We start from the raw sequence: 17,990 nt of genomic DNA, 5'->3' as shown, positions 1-17,990 counted from the left end.
GCAGCGTCCGGGTCCGTTGCCGTGGGACCCGAACCGCCAGTTCGTCCGTTCTGTGACTAGACATGTGTCGGCGGTCGCCGGCGGTGGCTGAAGCTCGTTGCGTGATCGCCGTGGCGCTCCCGGAGTCACCCCGCCCCGTACGCGACATCGAAGCCCGAACCGCCACAGAGCTTCGATCACGAGCCGCCCGCAGCCGAGACGACGGGTACGGGCCACTCTCAGGCCGGCGCCCCGTAGTACCCCTCGTGCTCCAGGTGCAGCAGGATGGCGTTGGCCGCTTCCTCCGGTGACAGCTCGGTGGTGTCGAGGACGACTTCGGCGTCGTCGGGTTCCTCGTAGGGGTCGTCGATCCCGGTGAAGCCGGTGATCACCCCGGCGCGGGCCTTGGCGTACAGGCCCTTGCGGTCACGGCTCTCGGCCACCTGCAGGGGGGTGGCCACGTGCACCAGCACGAACCCGCCCCCGGTGGATTCCACCATGGTGCGGACCTGCTTGCGGGTCGCATCGTAAGGAGCGATCGGAGCGCAGATCGCGATCCCGCCGTTCTTGGTGATCTCCGCTGCGACGAACCCGATCCTGCGGATGTTGATGTCGCGGTGCTCCTTGGAGAACCCCAGCTCCGATGACAGGTGGGTGCGGACGATGTCGCCATCCAGAAGCGTGACGGGCCGCCCACCGAGCTCCAGCAACTTGGTCAGGAGCACGTTGGCGATGGTGGACTTGCCCGCCCCCGACAGCCCGGTGAGGAACACGGTGAAGCCCTGCTCGTTCCGCGGCGGGTAGGTCCGGCGCAGTTCCGCGGCCACTTCCGGGAACGTGAACCACTCGGGCAGCTCGAGGCCCTTGTTCAGACGTTCGCGTAGCTGCGTGCCCGAGATCGACAGCGTCCGCGTCCCGTCGGGCACCTCATCGACCGGGACGTACTGGCCGATCTCCTCGACGTAGACGAGCATGCGGAAGGGGACCATCTCGACGCCGAGCTCGTCCTGGTGGCGGCGCAGAAGCTCCTGTGCGTCGTACGGTCCGTAGAAAGGCTGCCCTGCCTGATCGGTGCCTGGCCCGGCGTGGTCGCGTCCCACGATCAAGTGTGTGCAGCCATGGTTCTTCCGGATGATCGCGTGCCAGACCGCCTCTCGCGGCCCGCCCATCCGCATCGCCAGGGGGAGCAGCGACAGCGCCACCGTGTGCGGCGGGTACTTGTCCAGGACCGCTTGGTAGACCCGCACCCGGGTGTAGTGATCGACGTCGCCGGGCTTGGTCATCCCGACCACAGGGTGGATCAGCAGATTGGCTTCGACCCCCGCTGCGGCGCGCCGGGTGAGCTCCACGTGGGCGCGGTGCATGGGGTTGCGGGTCTGGAACGCCACCACCCGCCGCCAGCCCTGCTCGGTGAACAGCCGGCGAAGCTCAGCGGGTGCGTGGCGCAGGTGGCGGTAGTCGAAGTGCACCGGCAGCTGCACCGCCTCCACGGTCCCGCCGACGTCGTAGCGATGACTGCGTGAAAGCAGGTGGGCGACCCCCGGGTGGCTCGGGTCGGTGGTGGCGAACACGGCCTGGGCCTCCGCCTCGCGGTCGGGCTGCCAGACCTCGACCACGTTCAGCGCGCCGAGCAGCACCCCTTCGGGGTCGCGGAGTGCCAGCGGCGTGCCGGGTTCGATCGTGCGTGCGACGTCTTGCGGGACGTCGAGGGTGACCGGGATCGGCCACAGCACACCCGGGCGCCCGTCGACGCTCTCGGCGAGGCGCATCGAGGCACACACCGACTCGTAATCGGCGCGGGTGAGGAAACCGGTCAGCGGCGAGAACCCTCCGGTGGCCAGCAGCTCGAAGTCGCACAGCTGCCGTTCCGTCAGGTCCCAGCTGGGCCAATCCCGCGACTGCTTCTTGAGGTCGGCGGCCCGGTCGGCGTCCACCACGAGGTCGACGAGCTGCCCGCCGTGCGGTGCGATGAGATGGTCGGTCACTGCTGTCCCCCCGAGGCGAGCCCGGCGGCACCGTACCCGCGGAGTGGTCCCTCTTCGACGGCGACTCGGCGAGCAGCCTGGCGGCTGCCGCTAGCCTCGCTGGTGCCAAAGACGTCGCCGAGATCCGCGGATCGCACGCTCGCGGGGTTGGCTGCTTGTCGATCAGCGATCGAAGAGGCCGAAGATGGCAGAACGCGGCGGGTCCCGCACCGGCATGGTGCCCCGTCCGCGTTGAGCGAGGTCAGGCGATCCGCCTCCGAACCTCCTGACCTGCGTCAACGGTTGCTCGAGGTGGTCCGCGAGCGCGGTTACCGACGTCTTGCAGAGCCGATCCGACTGTCGTCGGGCCAGCTCAGCCACCACTTCGTCGACGTCAAGGAAGCCCTGTCCAAGGGCCGTGACCTGGCGCTGGCGTGCCGGGCACTCATCGCCATCACCGTCGCCGAGGGGATCAGGTTCGACGCCGTCGGTGGGCTCACGCTCGGAGCCGACCCGTTGGCCTACGGCGCGGCGATCCTGTCCGACACAGAATGGTTCGTCGTCCGCAAGGAACGCAAGGGTCGCGGCACCAACAAGCTGATCGAGGGGGCGGTGCTGACGCAAGACCACCGCGTCTTCCTCGTGGAGGACGTGGTGAGCCTCGGCGGTTCGATCCAGCAGGCCTACCACAGCGTCCGCGCAACCGGCGCCAACGTGGTTGTGGCCTCTGCGTTGCTCGACCGTGGCGACGCGGCGTCCTCGTTCTTCGAGCGGGAGGACGTGCCGTACCGCCCGGTGCTGACGTACCACGATCTCGGCATCGAGCCTGTGCGCCAACGGTCCGGCGGTCCGGCGGTCGGGGGCTGACAGTCAGTGCGGCGATCAACGGCTCAAGGTCGTGCCCGTCTTGACCGATCTCTAGAGGGAACCGCCCTCGGCGATCGGCGACTGCAGCACCGACCGTTCCTGGGCGGCGAGAGGACGGTGTGGTTTGTCCGATCACCTGTCGGACCAAGTTGGGACGGTGGGCGCCCCCGCCGAGGAGCGCGAGCTGGTCCTCGTGGTCGACGCACGGCCCGGCGTCCGTGAGCAGATCGTGCAGGCGCTCGCCGTTCACGGGATCGAGGCCCTCGACTCGGACGAGCCTCGAGGCGCGCTCCACCTCGCCGTCCGCTTCCGTCCCAGTCTGGCGTTGGTGGGCTCGCTCGGAGACGACCACGCTGCGGTCGAGTTGTGCCGGGCCTTGCGCAGCGACTGGCGCTGCAGCAACCCCGGCATCGTCGTCCTGGTGGCTCGCTCGTCCGCGGAACGCGACCGGCGCCTGACGGTCGAGGCCGACGAGGTCGTCTCGGTCGAGCCGTTCGACGCCGCGTTACTGTCTGCCCGTGTGGCCGGCCTGCTGGGCCGCACACGCGCGATCCGCGGCGCCTCGCCGCTGACGGGGTTGCCGGGGAACCGCGCGATCGACGCCGAGTTGCAGCGCAGGGCCGCTGCCGGGCAACCGACCGCGCTGCTGTACTGCGATCTGGATCACTTCAAGGTCTACAACGACCACTACGGCTTCCTTCGCGGCGACGCGGTGATCGCGGGACTGGCGGACATCCTCCGTGAGGTCACCGAGGACCAGGACGACATGTTCGTCGGCCACGTCGGCGGCGACGACTTCGTCGTCATCACCCATCCCGACGACGCGATCACCGTCGCCGAGGCGGTGGTGACCGCCTTCGACGCGCGGGCGGCCGGCTTCCACGATCCGGACGACGCCGCCCGGGGATGGATGGCGCTCGAGGACCGGCGCGGCGGGCGCCGACGGGGTCTGCTGTTGAGCCTGTCCATCGGGATCGCGCGCACAGCAGGGGAGGTCGCGGCAGACCACCGCGTACTCGTGGCCACCGCGACCGAGATGAAGGGGCGCGCCAAATCCCAACCCGGGAGCGCCGTGGCGGTTGATCGCCGTTCGGGTCGCGCCGACCGGCGGCGCGGCGGGCCCCGCGTGCACCGTGGGTTCCCGCGGCGACGCCGGCCTCGTTTCCGCATTCGCCGACTCGTCCCGGCCATGGTGGCCCTACTGCTGTTCACCGCTCCGGCGACGGGCGCGTTCGCCTGGGCCGCACAACCGGGCGATGCGTTGTGGCCGGCGCGGTTGTGGCTCGAAGAACGACGGCTGGATCTGGTGGACGACCCCCTGCGCCGGGCCGAGTTGCAGGTGGCGTTCGCGGCCCGGCGGTTGGGCGAGCTCGCCGCGCTGTCAGCGGACGGGGCGGACCCTGCCCTGATCGAGGCGGTGGCGGCCAACCTCGAGGCTCTCCTGGCCGCAGCCGCGGACGAGTTGCAGCGGCTCGACCCGCAAGGTGGCGATGCGGACGCCGCCCGGCTGCGGGGCGCGATGGCGTCCCAACTGCAGGTCCTCCGCGCGCTGGCGGCGGCCGAGTGCACCGACCCCGACGTGCGTGGCAGCCGGTGTGCTGCACTGGAGCAGGTCCTGGAACGCGTCGGCGGACAGCAGCCCGGCGGGCTTCATCCCGGCGCCCCGGCGGTCGAACCGGCCCCTCACCCGACAGGACCGGGGGACGGTGCGGGCCTTCCGCCGGCGGGACCGTCCGAGCCGGATCCTCCGCCGGGCACGGACCCCGGTGCGTCGACACCCTCCGGTGGCCAGCCTGCCTCCGGTGGTCAGCCTGCCTCCGGTGGCCAGCCTGCCTCCGGTGGTCAGCCTGCCTCCGGTGGCCAGCCCGCCTCCGGTGGTCAGCCTGCCTCCGGTGGCCAGCCCGCCTCCGGTGGCCAGCCCGCGAACGGCAACGACCAGCAAGGTGGTGCCAGCACAGGCGGCAACACCGGATCCGCCGATCGGCGGACGCACCAGCCACAGCCCGTTGCTCCCGACCGCGACCAGGGCGCGCCGCCCTCCCAGCCGGAACCGGGCGGTGGCGCGCCGGTTACGGGCAGGTCGGAGGCGCCCTCATCACAGCCATCAGGCCCGCCCCCGGCCGACCCGCGGGCGGAACCCGGTCGCGGTTCCCGACCCTCGGAGCCACCCGGCCGAACGAGGGCCGAGGCCCGCAGCCAACGGTCCGACGTGGAAGCGGTGCCGTCCGAGCCGCAGCGGTCTTAGCCGTCGTCGTTGTCGCGGGCCTCTTCCAGGGTCTCGAAGCCCTGCCAGATCACGACCGGCAGCATCGCCAGGGCCGCGACGGGGTCGGCCCACGCCCAGCCGAACGCGAAGTGCAGCCCGATGCCGACGAGCAGTGCCAGGGACAGGTAGGCGCACACCCAGGTCTCGACGGCGGCGGCGAGCACCGCGCGGCTGCCCAGACGTCGGCCGGTGCGGTGCTGGGCGAGCGCGGTGGCGGGCATGATCAGCAGCGACAGCACTGACAGGACGAGCCCGACGACCGAGGTCTCGGGCTCCTCGCCGTTGAGCAGGGTGCTGCCGGCTTCCACGGCGATGTAGACGGCCAGCGCGAAGAACGTGATGGCCACGACCCGCAGCGCCTGCCGTTCGGCACGTTCGCGGGCCTCGTCGCTGGCTTCGACGCCCGCCCGGCGCAGGCGCAACGCCACCGCGCCGTCGGCGATGACCTCGATGGCGGAGTCGACCCCGAACCCGATCAGGGCGACGCTGCCAGCGAGGATGCCGGCGGTGACCGCGACCGCTCCCTCGACCACGTTGTAGACGACGAGGAACCACTGCAGACGCGAGGCCCGCTGATGCAGTCGGCGCTGGTCATCGATGCCGAGCGAGGCGGCATCGCGCACGTCGGTCACGCTGCTCCTCGTCGTCGTTGGGCACGGTCTATCGCCCACCCGGTTCGGGCTAACAGTACGCCGGCCTTGACTGGCAGAGGTCTCATATTCCAACCGGGGTGAATCCGGGCGAGTCGAGGGGATGCAAGGCGTGGCTGACGGAGTGGACGATCGCGGTCGGGCTGCTGCTAGCAGCTACGCCGCTGCGGCCCTGGCCGCCAGCGCCGCAGCCTTGGTGGTGCTGGCCGTCCTCGGAGCGGAGCGGCTCGTGATCTCGGCCGGCGTCGGCGGGTCGGTCGCCAGCCTGACGGTCGTGGCGCTCGCCACCGCCTCGGAGTCCGTCGCGCTCATCCCCGCAGCGTTACGTCGCGGGATTCCCGAACTCGCCGCCGCGGGTATCCTGGGATCGGTGATCGACAACGCCACGGCAGCCCTCGGCGTCGCGGCACTCGCCCGACCGCTCGCCGCCGACGATGTCACCCTCGCTGCAGCCAGCACCGTGGGACTCGGCGCGATCGCATGGATCCGGGGACGCATCGCGCGGACGGCGCCGTCCTGCTGCTGTCGGGCTACGTGGCCGACGTCTGGCTGCTGCGTGACCCGCGTTCATGGGTGAACGACTCACGGTCTCGGTAGAGGTGTCATATCCCACCAGTGACGACGTGAAGAAGGAGTGCCCGTGACGTCGATCGCGGCAGCACCCAACCCCAGGACCCGCCGGGACCTTGCTCGTCCGCGGTGGCGAGCGGATCTTCGCCACGGGGATGTCCGGCATCGTCGTCGGCATGCTGACCGACGGCTTGGGCCTGCGGCTGGCGATGCGCATCTCCACGCTCGCGGCCGGCCCCACCGTCCGTGGCCGCCTCACCGAGAACGGCTACGTGATCGGAGCGCTGACGGTGGAGGGAACCGGCTTCCTGGTGTTGGCCGGAGGTGCCTTCGGCCTCGTCAGCGCGCTGGTGTACCTGCTTGTGGGCCACTGGCTGCCGCGGAGCGGCTGGCGACGAAGGCTGGCATTCGCGGGGTTGCTGGTGGCGCTGGTCGGCGGCCTGCTCATCGACCCCAACAACCGTGACTTCACCGAGCTGGAGCCTCGCCTGCTGAACGTCGCGATGTTCGCGATGCTGCCGGTGCCGTTCGCGCTGGTCCTCCCTGGCGCGGTGGAGTGGCTCGCACGACTGCGTTTGCCGAGGGTCCTGGCGGTCGGCGCGGCACTGGTGGGCTGGTCGGGGCTGGCGATGGTCACCGTGATGGTCGGTCTCGGCGGCCCTGGGCTCACGGTCGTGGCGGCCGTGGCCGTCCTCCTCGCGATCTTCGGCACGCTGGCGGCCGGGCGCCGCCCTGCCTGGCTCGGGGGCCAGGCCGTGATGATCAGCGGTCGAACCGTCATCGTCGCGGTCGCCGTGGCCGCGTTCGTCGGCCTCGTCCGTGACGCCGCGCGGATCGTGACCGCCTAGCGCTTCCGTCCGGCCACCCCACCGGTATAGGACGGACCCCGGACGAGTCGTCCGGGGTCCGGCCGACGGGACGGCTGGGATCCTGCCGCGCGTCGGTTACGGGCGGGCGGGGGGCTCCACGCTGTCGGGGCGCTTGCCCTGACCGGCATCCGCGCGGGGGTTGTCCGGGCGGTGGGCGTCGCTGGCCTCGTTGGCGGGGACGTCCGCCGGCGGGTTCTGCGGGCGGTGGGCGTCGCTGGCCTCGTTGGCGGGGACGTCCGCCGGCGGGTCCTGCGGGCGCGCGTCGCTGGCCTGGTTGGCCGCGGCGGGCCGCTCCTGGCGGCCCTTGTCGTCGGCGACCGTGGTGCCGCGGGTACCGGCGTCGCGGCCTGCCGACGCCCGACCGTCGGACGCGGTGTCGGACACCGCACGACCGAACTCGCTGGGGTCATCGGACTGCGACTGCGACTTGCCGAACTCGCCCGGCTCGCCGTGGTGCTCGTCGATCACCGAACGCACGGCCTCAGCGGTGCTGCTGCGCTCGCCCTCCTCGCGGACGCGCTCGCCGCTCACCTGCTGATCGCGGACGGGTTCCTTGCTGTCGAGCTCTTCGGTGCCGACCGTGTCAGGCTTGAGCTCTTCGGTGGTGGTGGTCACCGGCTCGTCCTGGCTGCCGGCGGGGACCGAGATCCCGATGCGCGCAGCGGCTTCGTTCAGTCCGTCCTGCACGGCGTCGGGGAGCTGTCCGGTGGCGCCTGCGACCAGGCCGGCTGCGGTCACGGCGCTGACCGCACCGGCAACGACCTTGGCGCTCAGCGCACTGAAGAGTGTCTCGAGCATTGTTGTGCGTCTCCCGTTGGGCTTCGGCCACGGTGCATGGTTGCCCGTGACTCACAGTCGTGTATGCGTCGAACGGGGCGCGGGAGTTACGGGGGGGCCCGAAGATGGCCTGCCGTGACTAGCCCGCCATGAACCGATAAGCGCGGTGTCGCGTCGACGACCCACGCACCTTCAACGCCGTGGTGCGGCCGTGTGGTCGGGCCCGGCGTCACCACGTCGTTGCGCCTCGGCGACCGGTGCGGGGCTGTGGGACGGGACCGCGGTGGGGGATGGGTGGCGGGGTCGGTAGCGGTAGCGCGTCGCGCTGGTTTCCACCAGGTACAGGTGGGTGCCGTCCCGGGTGGCTAGGTGTAGGACGGGCTGGTCGAGATGCTGCGCGAGCGCAGCCAGCGCGTCCATGGTGGTGACCTCAACCTGGGTTCGGCCCTGCGCTGGGGCGATCCCGGCCACGTCCAGCAGCTGGTGGCGGTAGCGGTCATGGATGCGGTCGGATTCTGTGTGCTGGCGGTCGCGTCTCGCCGCCCGGGCGGCCGCCGCCGCCGCTGTGAGCGCGGCCCCTGCCACGGCGACCGCGACGACGCGGGCGGCCCCCACCGCGATGCCGCGGCCGGCGATCTCGAGCCGAGTTGCACGTTGGTCGGGGACGGTGACCGAACCGGTGTCGGACAAGGTCAGCGTGGTGTCGTCGTCGCCGCCGGATGTTTGAGGGTCGTCGCCGGACGCCTTTGACGGTGTGGCGACCACCATCCGCAGGTCGTCGAGTTGGAAGGTGACGGTCGGAGCGAACCTGGTTGACAGCGGTGCCCCGGCGAGCGTGCCGTCGAGCTGCAGGTCGGCCGTCACATCCAGCAGTTGCCCGCCGCCCGCCATGCCCGTGGCGGCGTGGACCTCCCCGGCCAGGGCCCGCAGCGCAGCCAGGTCGAGCCGGCCCTCGAGGGTGGCGTGGGTGCCGGTGAACGATGTGCGCTTGCCGGCGGGCAACGTGCGGCGCCAGCCGCTGGCGTCGGTGATCTCGACCAGGAGCTGACCCGAGCCGGTGATGTCGGCGGCAGCGGGGCCGTCGAGCCGCCATGTGAACGCCAGGGCCACGTCGTCGATCAGGCGGAGGAAGATCGGGTCGCCGGTGTGGAGCTTGCCGTCGGGGTACACCGGCCCGGGATGGGTCACGGCGGTGTAGTCCAATGTCGCATGGTGGGTGAAGGCCACCGTCCCCGGCTGTCGGGTGGGGCGGGTGAAGGCCACCGCTCCGAGTGCTGCGGCCACCACCAGCCCTGCAGCTGCGATCGCCACAAGCTGACGGGGACGCCCGTCCCAGGCGCGGTGCGAAGCGTCCGTGCGGCTGGTCTTGTGAAGCGGCGCGGTGGTGGAGTGGTGTCGCTGCGGTCTGCGACCGGTGCGACGACCGGCTCGACGGCCGGCGACGCCGCCGGCGCCGACTGCGAGGACCAACGGCACGGCGAGACGGGCGGGAATGGGCAGGTTGAGCACACGCCCGGCCTGGGGCACCGACAGCCACGCCCTCCCGAGGATGTCGTCGCGGGTGGGGCGGTCGTGGTCGACCCAGTCGTTGTTGTCTCCTTGGGTGACGAACCGGCCGCCGTCGCGGTCGATGACGCGGTGCAGCACGACGGTGTCCAGCTCGCCGCTGCGGTAGGCGATCACGTCGCCGACGCGGTAGTTGCCGGCGCGGCGGATGATCACCAGGTCGTGTGCCTGGTAGGTGGGGGCCATGCTGTGGCCGTAGGTGGACACGACCGCGATCGGTCCACCCAGCTGTTGGGGGCCCACCAGCAGCCACGCCACAGCGGCCACGATCACGGCACCCACCGCGCCGGCGCCCATCCGCATGCCCATCATGTTCGCTCCTTGACCGGGCGGTGGCCCGATACTGGGCGGTGGCCCCGACCCGCATCGGGCCGGGCCACGGCTTGGTCAGCTGCTAGCTGGAGGTCACCTGGCGTCAGTCGACGATGACCAGGCTGACGTCCTGGGTCGAAGACACCGACGTCTTGGTTCCCGCGGTGGTACAGGTCAGCGGCGAGTACTCGTCGCCGCTGTTGGCCAGTCCGTCGGGGTTGACGAGCGCGCCGATGGTGCAGCCGTACCAGCTGCCTGCCGAGGCCAGCTGGACCTTGGCGTTGCTGGTGGTGGGCACGGTCCCGCTGACGTTGACGTCGACCTGCGACACCAGGCTGGGGTCGGTCGAGTCGAGCGTGTAGTCGATCTTGGTGGCGGTGTAGCCGGAAGCCGTCACGCTGCCAGTACCCGCCTTGGTGGACGCCGGCATGGTGTTGCTGGCCGTGAACGCGCTCCCGCCCAGGAGCGCCGTGATCGCCACTGCACCCAGCAGCACACGGCCGTTGAAACGTGTCTTGTTACGCATGTCGTTGCCTCTTCGTTCGTGGCCGGGCTGACCCGTGGGCTCCCTGGCTTTGCGTCCCCACCTCTGGCGGGTTTCCCGTATCGCGGACAGCTTCGTTGTCGACCGCCTGGCACGAAGCTCTTGATGGCCCACAGGACCCAATTTGAAGCTCATGTCCGGACTAGTGCCGGGTCGCATCCGCGTGGCCTCGAAATGCCTATCGTGATCAGCCGCCACGAGACGAAAAGCGGTCGCGGGTGGGCCGATCGGCCCACCCGCGACCTTCAGGTCCGTGCCCCTCAGCTAACGGACCTGGGCTGAGGCCCCGATGTGGACGGCGTCCGACACGGCGGCGTGGCCTCCCAGGATGTAGCCGCCGGTCGCCCTGTGGGCGAGGAAGCCAGCCACCCGCCCGTCGAGCTCGTGTGGTGGGGTGAGCAGCACTGGCCAGCCACGCGCTGCGCCGATCGCGGAACCCGAGATGGCGTCGGCCCACTTGTCCGTAGCGGCCACGGCCACGGCTGATCGCGGTGCGAAGGCGCCGGGGATGTCGGCGACCGCCAGGGCGGTGGTGATCCGGTCCTGACCGCCGTGGCGGGTGCTGGTGATGCCACGCCGGTTGAGCTCGTCGACCACCGACTGGGGCACGGCTTGCTCGCCACCGACGATGACCGCGCGCCGAACCAGCGGATGCCGGTTGAGGAAGGACGTGGTCTCGGACGCCAGCTGCCCACCGTTGGTGAACAGCACCGGTGCGCCGAGCCGTCCGGCGGCGGCCGCGGCCGTCAGACCGTCGGGCAGGTTGCCGTCACCCAACGGACCGCGGACGACGAAGAGGGTGTCGGACCGGCGGGCGGCGGCCAGCTGGTCAGCGACCGCCGCGACATCCCCGAGCACGACCGGCTTGTACCCCTGGGATCGCACGTCTGTCGAGCAGCCGGCCACGGCCGCACCGACCAGCGCGACAGTCGCTCCAGGCCGCGCCACGCGGCGCAGTTCCGTCCCGACGGAACCTGACGTGCAGCTGGCGTCGCCCAGCAGCAGCGGGGCGTCGATCGCGCCTGCGTACGCGGCTGCGGCGACCGGCAGGGCCGACCCACCGAAGCCGTCGGCCAAGACGACGGTCGCGACAGCGTTGGCACCCGGGCGGGTGGCGTACACGGTGCGGGCTGCCGTCTCGGTGCGGGTGGGTCCGGCCAGACGCGGCAGGGTCGAGTACAGGTAGCGGACAGCGTTGTGGTCGCCTGCGGTCATCGACTCGCACGAGTCGTGGCGGGCGGACATGATCCGGCAGGACGCGTCGATGTGGCCGAGTCCCAGCAGGTGACCCAGCTCGTGGCGGAGCGTCGACGCGGTCTTGTCCGGGCTGTTCAGCAGGCGTGAGCAGACCCCGATGTCGCCGTCGATCGTGTAGCTGCCGTTGGTCCCGTACCGACGTTCGGCGCGGATCCCGTTGAGGTAGCCCCAGGCCAACTCGTCGCCCTGGCAGCGGCCGTCGACGAACACCCGGTGCACGCCGTCGTTCTGGGCGCTGCGCGCGCCGGTGTTCACCACGCCGGCGACACGTGCGCCGAAGCGCGAGCCGGGGATGCCGTTCCAGCCTTCGATGCCCTGACGGATCCGGTCGAGGCCGAGGCGATCGGCGACCTCGCTCTCCACCACCATGCTCAGCGGCAGCTGTTCGGCCGGGATCACCGCTGAGGTGACGACCCCGTCGGACCAGGGCACGTCGGTGGTGACGAAGTCGGCGTTGTGCGTGCGCGCGGGCGGTGTCCAGCGGTCGATCGTCGGTGCCGCCAGCGCGGGCACAGCGGCGACCGCGATGGTGGTGGACGTCGCGGCCGCCACGATGGCGCTGCGGCCCAGGCGACGGATCAGTTTCGTGCGAGGGGTGACGTTGGTGGAGACGGTTGTGGGGGCGGTGGTGGTCTGCATCGATCTCTCCGGTTGTGGGCGTACGACCGGAGAGGTCGTCGTTGGCAGCGGGCCCTGGCAGACGCACGTTGCTCAACCCGGGACTAGGCAAGTTGGACTAGCCCGGGGTGGACCGACGGCGGGCGCTGTCCCGGGAGGGCCGTCGGGACACAGGGGTTCGCACGTGATCGGCCCGGCGGATGCCGTGGATCGGTACGATCCGGGCCGATGGGGATAATCCGGGTGATGATCGTCGAGGACCACGTGATGGTCGCCCAGGGCATGACCGAGGTCCTGGGGGCCGAGGACGACATCGAGGTCGTCGGACACGTCCGGACGGTGGCGGAGACGCGCATCGCGGCGATCCGTCACCGACCCGACGTCGTGCTGATGGACTACCGCCTGCCCGACGGGGACGGGGCCGAGGCCGCCGCCCACATCAGACGTGACCTGCCGGATACGTCGGTCGTCATGGTGACCGCCTCGGCCCACGACGCCGTGCTGGCCGCTGCGGTCGAGGCCGGCTGCTCCGGCTACGTCACCAAGGACATGGCGGCCGAGGATGTCGTGGCCGCCGTCCGGGCCGCCCACGCCGGACAGGCCACGATCCCCCCGTCACTGCTGGCGAGACTGCTTCCGCGGTTGCACACCACCCGCCGCGGTCCGGCGGCCTTGAGCCCACGTGAACTGGAGGTCCTGCGGCTCGTGGCGGCGGGGCGTTCGACACGGGACATCGCCGAACAGCTCTTCGTCAGCGTGAACACCGTCCGCAACCACATCCAGAGCATCCTCAGGAAGCTTGAGGCGCACTCGAAGCTCGAGGCGGTGACCCGGGCCGTCCGAGAGGGGATCATTCACCCCCCCGGCACCTGAGGCATGCTCGGGTGAGCGGCCAGAAGCTCATCGAGCACGGCAGGAGCGGCCAGCAGGTTGCCCTGGCCGTAGCCCACCCCCAGGTCGTGCAAGGTCCGCAGCTGGGCGCCCAGCTCGATCCCCTCCGCAACGATCGATGCGTCCGTCTCCGCCGCGAACGAGACGATCGCCCGAGCCAGCGCCCGACGGGCCCGGTCGCTGTGAACCTCCCGCGTCAGCGCGACGTCGAGCTTGATCATGTCGGGTCCCAGCTGGACCAGGTGGCGGAGGCTCGCGAACCCCGCTCCTGCGTCGTCGAGCGCGATCCGGACGCCCGCGGATCGCAGCGGCTCGAGGTTACGGTTGAGACGATCCTGGTCGAACACACGGGTCCGCTCGGTGATCTCCACCACCGTGCGCTGCGGCGTGGCGCCAAGGACAGCCGCGTGGAAGGCGTCGTTGGCGGCGGTACTCGGTGAGGCGTTGAGGGCAAGGAACGTCCCATCCGGCAGCCTCGGTTGGGCAGCGATAGCCACCCGGGCGGCGAGGAGCTCCAAGTCCAGTTGGAGCCCGACGGAGCGCGCCTCGGCGAACCAGGCGGCTGGTCCGCGTCGCGGTTCCTGAGGGAACCGGGCGAACGCCTCGTATCCGGCCACGGTCCGCGCTCTGAAGTCGAAGATCGGCTGGAGGGCCAGCTCCACCCTCCGGCTGAGCAGGACCTGCCGGATCCGCTGCTCCCTCTCCCGCCGTAGCCGGTTGGCACGGTGGTTCTGTTGCACGTGGGCGGTGAACTCGTCCATGAACTGCGCAGCGACCTCCTGCGGAAGGATCACCAGTCCTTCGGCCGCGCGGCGCAGGCCAGCGAGGATCTCATCGTTGGGTGTCCCCTTGACGAGGTAGCCCACCACGCCGGCACGGAGCATCTCCATGATCGAGAGGCGGTCCTGGTGCGCCGAGAACGCGACCATCCGTGTGTCAGGCGAGACGGCCCGGATCCCGCCGGCCGCTGCCACGCCTGAGCCAGGCATGCGGACGTCGAGGACCGCAATGTCGGGCTGCTCGTCGCGCGCGGCCGCAACCGCAGCGTCGGCGTCCCCGACGGCGGCCACCACCTCGAAGCCGCCGTCGTCGAACAGCACCTCGATCAGCGCCGCTCGGACCGAGACCTGGTCATCCGCGACGAGGATCCTGATGCGTGACGCCGTCACCCAGCTGTCCCCGGGATCCAGACATCGACGGTGGTCCCCGCCCCCGGACGGCTCTCGATGCGGCAGGTGCCGCCCGCCAGTTCGGCCCGGTGGCGGATCGACGAGAGACCGAGGTGCCCGGGACGCGACCGTCCCTGCGCTGCGACATCGAAGCCCACGCCGTCGTCCCGGATCCGGATCGCGTAGCCATCGTCGCGTTCGCTCAGCACGACATGCACCCGCGATGCGCCAGCGTGCTTGGCGACGTTGAACAGGGCCTCCTGAGCGACCCGGTACAGGGCGAGTCGGGTCTCGATCCTCGGTTCGCTCTCGAGGAGGTTCTCGAGTTCGTAGCGGTAGCCGACGTCATCGGCCACGTGGGAGAGGTAGCTGTCCAGCGCGGTGGCGAGCCCATGCTCGTCGAGCTCGGGCGGTCGCAGCTGGAACAGCAGGTGGCGCAGCCGTGCGATCGCTTCGCGGACGGTGCCTTCCACAGCCTTCAACCGCTCGCGGCCTTCGGGACCGTTCAGGTGCCGTTCGAGGACTCCCAGACGCATAGCGGCGGCTGTCATCGCCTGGATCGAGTCATCGTGGATGTCGCACGCGATCCGCTCGCGCTCCTCGTCCTGGACACGCAGGGTCGAGGTCAGCAGCGTCTCCTGGTGCAGGTTGGCGAGCTCGAGTTCGCGCACCCGCTCGAGCAGCCTCTCGCTCAGCAACCTGACCTGCTGGCGGTCGACCGACGGGTCGGACCGGCAGGCCGTCGGGCGTGGCTCGGCCAACGCTGCTTCGACGCTGGCCAGGACGGTGCGTTCCTCGGCTGGCTTGCTGATGAAGCTCGTGACGCCGTACGCCGCCACGAGGTCGCGCGTCTCTGCCCTGACGTAGTCGGCCGCGTAGACGACGATGGGGATCGCTGCGGTGACCTCGTCTGCGCGCAACTCCCGGATCAGCTCGTAGCCGTTGACCTTGGGCAGGATGACATCGGTCACGATCAGGTGCGGCCGCTCCACGCGAGCGAGGCCGAGTCCTTCCGCCCCGTTGGAGGCCTCCAGGACGAGATGGTCGCCGTGACGGCCCAGCAGCGTGGCCAGGGACGCACGGTCCCTGGCGCTGTCGTCGACGATCAAGACGGTGTTCATGCTGTGGTATCTGTACCCGGTGAACGTCCCGTCACGGGATCCTCCTCGAACTTGCGGACCACCTCGGCAGCTCCCGGCGTCGCCTTTACCGATAATGTCGGAAATCAGTGTAACTGGGCGTTGACGTGCGACCGCGTGCCGGGGGTCAGTACGGCTCCGGACGGATGACCGGAGCGGGTGGCCGGTGCGTGATGGGGTCGCAGCGTTACGGTGGAGTGTGCTCGAGGGACCGAACCTCCAGCGGAGCCTGCGACGACCGGAGGGACCAGTGGCGGGACTGCAGCGGATGATCCACAACGTCCGCGAGGTGGAGCTCGGGGACGCGACCAGCTACAGCGACGGGCGCCTGACCGTGTCCCGGGACGAAGCCCAAGACATCGTGGCCCACCCGGCGCTCGGTCAAGTGCGCGTGTCGGTGACATCGCCGGGCGACAGCGTCCGGATCGTCAAGCCCCTCGACGTCGTCGAACCGCGGAGCAAGGGACCCGGCGGTGGGGGGATCTACCCGGGGTGGCTCGCGGATGTCGACCAGCCCCGCGGCGAGGAGACCCACGTCCTTCGCGGCGCCGCCGTCCTGGCTGCCGGCTTCCTCCCGCGGCTCGAGGAGGGCCTGATCGACATGTCGGGCCCGGCGTCCGACCTGTCCCCGTTCGGTTCGACGCACAACATCGTCGTCGAGTTCGAGAAAGCCGACGACGCCAGCTGGGAGGCGGTCGATGACGCGATCCGCCGGGGGCTGCTCCGCCTGGCGGCCCATCTGGGAGACGCGGCGCTGGAGGCGGAACCCGACACGGTCGAGGAGCCGCCCGCTCCGGGACCGGTCGGTGACCTGCCGCGGGTCGGGGCGATCATCAACCTGCAGACCCAGGGCTCCTTCAAGGACGTCTTCGTCTACGGCAAGACGCTCGCGAACTGCCTGCCCACGCTGGTCGATCCCGACGAGCTCGACGACGGCATCGTGGTCAGCGGCCAGTACGGCCATCCGGCGCTGCGCAACCCGAGCTACATGCACGCCAACAACCCGGTGGTGGCGGCACTGCGCCGCCGCCACGGCGGCGACCTGGCGTTCGCGGGGCTGGTGCTGTCGCCCGAGCCCGTCCAGCAAGGCGCCAAGGAGCACATCTCGGCCCGCGCGGCTGACCTGTGCCGGGTCGCGGGGTTCGACGCCGTGGTGATCACCAAGGAGGGTGGCGGGAACGCCGATAACGACCTGTCGCTGAAGATCGACGCACTGGCCGACTACGGCATCCCCACCGCGGGCCTGTTCGCGGAGATGTCGGGGCCCGGGGGCACGGGCACGCCCGTGGTTTCCCCTCCGCGGAGCGACGCCACGATGGTGTCGCTGGGCAACTACGACGAGCAGGTGTCGCTGCCGGCGGTGGAGCGCGCGCTCGGTGGTGACCGGCTCCACGACGCCGACGCAGACGCCACCGCCGAGGTGGAGGTCCCCGTGGCCGTGATCCTGTGCGCCCTGAACCCGCTGGGGTGGGGGCACCTGACCTGCCGGGAGGCTGCGTGATGGCTGACGAACCGACCCGCATCGTCCACTACATCAACCAGTTCTACGCGGGCGTGGGGCGCGAAGAGGTCGCCGACACGCCCCCGGAGGCGCGTGAGGGGCCGGTCGGCCCGGGCAACCTTCTGGCCAAGCTGCTCGGCGATGACTTCGAGATCGTCGCGACGGTCGTCTGCGGCGACGACTACGCGACTCAGGAAGAGGACGCGATCGACGAGATCCTGGAGCTGGCCCAGGGAACCGACGGCGGCCTGCTCGTGGCCGGTCCGGCGTTCGGCAGCGGACGCTACGGCTTCGCCTGCGCCCGACTGGCCGCCGCCGCGACGGAGGCAGGCCTGCCGGCGATCGCCGCCATGCACGAGGACAACCCGGGTGTGGACGAAGCTGCACCAGCACCGGTGATCGCCAGCGGCAGCACGTCGCGCGACATGCGCGACTCGCTCGAGCGGCTGGCTCCGGCGGTGAAGAAGCTCGCCGCGGACGAGACGATCACGTCCGACGATGGCCGGGTCGGTCGGGTCGCGCGGGAGAACACGGTCGTCGAGGAGCGGGCCGCGGAACGCGCGCTCGACCTCCTGCTGCGCCGGCTGTCCGGCGAGGAGGACGCCACCGAGATCCCCGCTCCTAAGTTCGACATGGTGACTCCCGCCGGTCCCGTCGAGGATCTGTCCGAGGTGATCCTGGCGCTGGTCACCGAAGGAGCGGTCGTCCCCGCAGGCAACCCCGACGGCCTGCCGTCGTCGCGGGCGAACAAGTGGCTGCGCTACCCCCTCGACGGGACGGATTCGCTGGAGTCCGGCGAGTACGAGTCGGTCGACGGGGGCTTCTCGACGGTCGCAGCCGATGAGGACCCCAACCGGATCCTGCCGGTGGACATGGCCCGCGAGCTCGAACGCGACGGGGTGATCGGGAAGCTGCACGACCAGTACCTGGTGACGATCGGGAACGGCACGCCGGTTGCGACCGCGCGTAGCTTCGGGGTGGAGTGGGCCTCCGAGCTGCACCAGGCCAACGTGCAAGCCGCGATCCTCACCGCAACCTGAGGGACGGGCAC

Annotated in this window: 15 protein-coding genes; 7 read left to right on the top strand and 8 right to left on the bottom strand. The window is 70.8% G+C overall.

Annotation, left to right across the window (positions count from 1 at the left end):
* Nucleotides 1-218: 218 nt before the first annotated feature.
* Entirely contained in the window at nucleotides 219-1,964 is a 1,746-nt protein-coding gene (locus KY462_08885; protein ID MBW3577836.1) for a bifunctional sulfate adenylyltransferase/adenylylsulfate kinase, read from the bottom strand.
* On the opposite strand from KY462_08885, the gene KY462_08880 reads away from it, so the two are divergent.
* Together KY462_08880 and KY462_08875 are read left to right on the top strand one after the other, a co-directional pair.
* Complete coding sequence (locus KY462_08880; protein ID MBW3577835.1) at nucleotides 1,953-2,810, top strand: hypothetical protein; 858 nt, start codon at nucleotides 1,953-1,955, stop codon at nucleotides 2,808-2,810. The genes KY462_08885 and KY462_08880 overlap by 12 nt on opposite strands.
* A 157-nt stretch (nucleotides 2,811-2,967) precedes the next feature.
* Complete coding sequence (locus tag KY462_08875; protein ID MBW3577834.1) at nucleotides 2,968-5,055, top strand: diguanylate cyclase; 2,088 nt, start codon at nucleotides 2,968-2,970, stop codon at nucleotides 5,053-5,055.
* Here the strand turns inward: KY462_08875 and KY462_08870 are convergent.
* Nucleotides 5,052-5,708 carry a cation diffusion facilitator family transporter gene (locus KY462_08870; GenBank protein ID MBW3577833.1) on the bottom strand — a complete coding sequence of 219 codons (657 nt, stop codon included), beginning with the start codon at nucleotides 5,706-5,708 and terminating at the stop codon, nucleotides 5,052-5,054. The two genes, KY462_08875 and KY462_08870, sit on opposite strands and share 4 nt — an antisense overlap.
* A 130-nt stretch (nucleotides 5,709-5,838) precedes the next feature.
* Between KY462_08870 and KY462_08865 the strand changes: the two genes are divergently transcribed.
* Nucleotides 5,839-6,303: a hypothetical protein gene (locus KY462_08865; protein ID MBW3577832.1), complete on the top strand. Its 465-nt coding sequence runs from the start codon at nucleotides 5,839-5,841 to the stop codon at nucleotides 6,301-6,303.
* 109 nt (nucleotides 6,304-6,412) lie between these two features.
* Nucleotides 6,413-7,144: a hypothetical protein gene (locus KY462_08860; protein MBW3577831.1), complete on the top strand. Its 732-nt coding sequence runs from the start codon at nucleotides 6,413-6,415 to the stop codon at nucleotides 7,142-7,144.
* Nucleotides 7,145-7,240: 96 nt separating this feature from the next.
* Here KY462_08860 and KY462_08855 read toward each other — a convergent pair whose 3' ends face one another.
* From KY462_08855 to KY462_08840, 4 genes are all read right to left on the bottom strand, one after another.
* Nucleotides 7,241-7,963 carry a hypothetical protein gene (locus KY462_08855; protein MBW3577830.1) on the bottom strand — a complete coding sequence of 241 codons (723 nt, stop codon included), beginning with the start codon at nucleotides 7,961-7,963 and terminating at the stop codon, nucleotides 7,241-7,243.
* 171 nt (nucleotides 7,964-8,134) lie between these two features.
* A complete protein-coding gene (locus tag KY462_08850; GenBank protein MBW3577829.1) occupies nucleotides 8,135-9,820 on the bottom strand; it encodes a signal peptidase I in 1,686 nt (561 codons plus the stop codon).
* 103 nt (nucleotides 9,821-9,923) lie between these two features.
* The gene (locus KY462_08845) at nucleotides 9,924-10,346 is read right to left on the bottom strand and encodes a hypothetical protein (protein MBW3577828.1); all 423 of its coding nucleotides are present in this window, start codon (nucleotides 10,344-10,346) and stop codon (nucleotides 9,924-9,926) included.
* 282 nt (nucleotides 10,347-10,628) lie between these two features.
* A complete protein-coding gene (locus KY462_08840; GenBank protein MBW3577827.1) occupies nucleotides 10,629-12,260 on the bottom strand; it encodes a cell wall-binding repeat-containing protein in 1,632 nt (543 codons plus the stop codon).
* Nucleotides 12,261-12,467: 207 nt separating this feature from the next.
* Here KY462_08840 and KY462_08835 point away from each other — a divergent pair, with 207 nt between their 5' ends.
* Nucleotides 12,468-13,112, top strand: coding sequence for a response regulator transcription factor (locus KY462_08835; protein MBW3577826.1), 645 nt, complete (start codon nucleotides 12,468-12,470; stop codon nucleotides 13,110-13,112).
* Here KY462_08835 and KY462_08830 read toward each other — a convergent pair.
* Nucleotides 13,094-14,299: an EAL domain-containing protein gene (locus tag KY462_08830; GenBank protein ID MBW3577825.1), complete on the bottom strand. Its 1,206-nt coding sequence runs from the start codon at nucleotides 14,297-14,299 to the stop codon at nucleotides 13,094-13,096. The two genes, KY462_08835 and KY462_08830, sit on opposite strands and share 19 nt — an antisense overlap.
* Nucleotides 14,296-15,420, bottom strand: a complete 1,125-nt coding sequence (locus tag KY462_08825; protein MBW3577824.1) for a response regulator — start codon at nucleotides 15,418-15,420, stop codon at nucleotides 14,296-14,298. Before KY462_08825 ends, KY462_08830 begins: the two co-directional genes overlap by 4 nt.
* Before the next feature lie 268 nt (nucleotides 15,421-15,688).
* Here KY462_08825 and KY462_08820 point away from each other — a divergent pair, with 268 nt between their 5' ends.
* Together KY462_08820 and KY462_08815 are read left to right on the top strand one after the other, a co-directional pair.
* Nucleotides 15,689-16,939, top strand: a complete 1,251-nt coding sequence (locus tag KY462_08820) for a glycine/sarcosine/betaine reductase component B subunit (protein ID MBW3577823.1) — start codon at nucleotides 15,689-15,691, stop codon at nucleotides 16,937-16,939.
* Nucleotides 16,939-17,979, top strand: coding sequence for a glycine/betaine/sarcosine/D-proline family reductase selenoprotein B (locus tag KY462_08815; GenBank protein ID MBW3577822.1), 1,041 nt, complete (start codon nucleotides 16,939-16,941; stop codon nucleotides 17,977-17,979). Before KY462_08820 ends, KY462_08815 begins: the two co-directional genes overlap by 1 nt.
* Nucleotides 17,980-17,990: the final 11 nt, after the last annotated feature.

This window comes from Actinomycetota bacterium (assembly GCA_019347675.1).
GTDB lineage: Bacteria > Actinomycetota > Nitriliruptoria > Nitriliruptorales > JAHWKO01 > JAHWKW01.
The sequence above is the reverse complement of the archived record's forward strand: the minus strand, read 5'-3'. Positions and strand labels throughout refer to the sequence as shown.